Origin of the sequence: Rhodopseudomonas sp. B29, assembly GCF_000333455.1 — a bacterium.
Classification (GTDB): Bacteria; Pseudomonadota; Alphaproteobacteria; order Rhizobiales; family Xanthobacteraceae; genus Rhodopseudomonas.
The window spans coordinates 1-2,171 of the sequence record NZ_BADD01000301.1 but is presented as its reverse complement, the minus strand read 5'-3'; the positions used below and the strand labels follow the sequence as shown (position 1 = coordinate 2,171).

Here is a 2,171-nt window from a genome sequence, read left to right as displayed (position 1 = left end):
GGGAGTCGACCTGCGGCAGTGGCGCCACCGGAAGCAGAGGGTAGGCGACGAGACCGATGAACAAGATCCCCGCCATCAGCAGCGAGGTTGCGATCGGGTAGCGGATGAACGGCGACGAGATGCTTCCGTTCATGTGCTAGTTCCCGGTGCCGGCGGGCGCGGCAACTGCCGGCGCGTTGTCGGCGACCTTGAACGACAGTGCCGTGCCCGGCTTGACCCTGTATTGGCCGGCCACGATGACGCGGTCGCCGGCATCGAGGCCTTTGGTGATCACCGAATTCTGCTCGTCGGCGGCGCCGACTTCGATCTTGCGCAGTTCCGCCTTGTTGTCGTTTCCGATCGCGTAGGCGTAAAGACCGTCGCTGCTGTGCTGGATGACGTCGTTTGGCACCACGACGACGCCCTTCAGCGTCTTCACCAGCAGCTTCGTCTGTACCGATAGTCCGGGCCACAGCGAGTGGTCCTTGTTGGCGAACACCGCCTTCAGCCGCACCGTGCCGCTGTTGCTGTCGACCTGATTGTTGACCACCGCCAGGGTGCCGTCGTCTTCCAGCTTGGTTTTGCCGTCGGTAGACAGCGCGATCACCTGCAGCGGGTGCTCGGCGAGGGCGCGGTGGATATCGATCACGCGCTCTTCCGGCGCGGTGAAGATCACCGCGATGGGTTCGATCTGGGCGATGGTGACGATGCCGGTCTGGGTCGAGGCGTTGACGATGTTGCCCTTGTCGACCTGCCGGATGCCGACCACGCCGGAGATTGGCGCCTTGATGCTGGTGTAGTCCAGCTGGGTCTGGGCGTTGGCGATCGCGGCGTCGTCGGCGGCGATCTGAGCCGTGAGCTGCGCGACGTTCGAGCGCTGGGTGTCGGTCTGCTGTTTGGTGGCGAATTCGCCGAGTCGGACCGAGCGGCCGAGGTCGAGCTGGGCGTTGGCGAGGTTGGCCTCGTCCTGCTGCTTCTTGGCCTTGGCCTGGTCGAGCGTCGCCTGGAACGGCCGCGGATCGATCTGCGCCAGCAAGTCGCCGGCTTTCACCGTCTGGCCTTCCTTGAAGTCGATATGGTCGATGGCGCCGTCGACACGGGTCCGGACAACCACCGTGTTGAAGCCCTGCACGGTGCCGAGACCATTGAGATAGATCGGGAAATCGGCCTTCTCGGCGGTTGCTACCGTCACCGGCACAGCCGCCGAACGCCCGGCCGCTGCGGACTTGGCATGCTCGGAGCCGCCATGGCCGGCGCGTTGCCAGGCCCAATAGGAGCCGCCTGCCACAAGCAACAGGGCAAGCATCACGGTGGCCCTGCGAATCGCGCCGGGTTTTTTCATTGCCGATCCGATGTTCGGCCGGCGGCGAACGTTGTCCGTTTGGCGCCGCGCGGCGGTGACTGCTGAGAGCCGTGACTATAGTCGAAGTGGGTGCAAACACACCACCAAACCGCCTGACATTGCTAAACTTTCATGAGCAACAGGGACGGTTCTGCCGCTCGTTCGGGAAGCCGCTTCCGGCTGTTTCCAGCTGTTGCTGGATGCGGCCGCCGGCACCCCTGGTCTCTGCATGGAGGCGGGCGACTGCTGCCGGGTTTTCCCCGTCGATCCAGTTAAGAACTCTTCCAATTGTCATGAGGGAGCGGCGGTCTTAAGACCCCCGGAGGCAGCGCGGAGCACTCCGCGAGCGGAGCGGAGACGGATGGAAGAACTCAACGGCCGAATGATCGCTTGTCAGCTCCTGATCACCGGCCTGATCGCACGCGTCGCCAATGAGCAGCGCGATCCGTTGGGCTTCCTAAGCGAATTCCGCGACGAGATCCGAGCGGTGGCGCGGGGGATTCGGATCGACGGTGGCATCGACACCGAGCGCGTGCGCGTGATCGCGCAGCAGACGATCGACGAGATGTTCGGGCTGATGAAGCCGCCGAGCGAGCGCGCGGAGTAAGCGCGAGTCGTCAGCGTCGCGGCCTGCACAGCATTGTATCGTGCTGCATGTTTTCAGCGCAGCATGGTGCAGGGGCGGTGCGAAGATACCCGCTGATTTCAACCACTTCCGGATGTTTACGGAGGCGGTTTCTTAGAATGATTTTGATCTTGAACTATTCCAGCGTTGCAAAGTCGTCGCAGCGTTGACCCCCCAAAGTCGGCCCGATACCACCGGTCATTGCATGTAATTAGCAATGGCACA

2 protein-coding genes are annotated in these 2,171 nt (G+C 63.2%); one reads left to right on the top strand and one right to left on the bottom strand.

The window, feature by feature from the left end; translation table 11 throughout:
- Positions 1 to 136: 136 nt before the first annotated feature.
- On the bottom strand, positions 137 to 1,321 hold the full coding sequence (locus I5M_RS11065; protein ID WP_022721464.1) for an efflux RND transporter periplasmic adaptor subunit: 1,185 nt from the start codon (positions 1,319 to 1,321) through the stop codon (positions 137 to 139).
- A gap of 361 nt (positions 1,322 to 1,682) precedes the next feature.
- Between I5M_RS11065 and I5M_RS11060 the strand changes: the two genes are divergently transcribed.
- On the top strand, positions 1,683 to 1,928 hold the full coding sequence (locus I5M_RS11060) for a hypothetical protein (RefSeq protein ID WP_022721463.1): 246 nt from the start codon (positions 1,683 to 1,685) through the stop codon (positions 1,926 to 1,928).
- Positions 1,929 to 2,171: the final 243 nt, after the last annotated feature.

What these genes read in the sequence shown, in the direction of transcription:
- I5M_RS11065 (WP_022721464.1), bottom strand. Translation starts at nt 1,321, where the DNA reads ATGAAAAAACCCGGCGCGATTCGCAGGGCCACCGTGATGCTTGCCCTG.
- I5M_RS11060 (WP_022721463.1), top strand. Translation starts at nt 1,683, where the DNA reads ATGGAAGAACTCAACGGCCGAATGATCGCTTGTCAGCTCCTGATCACC.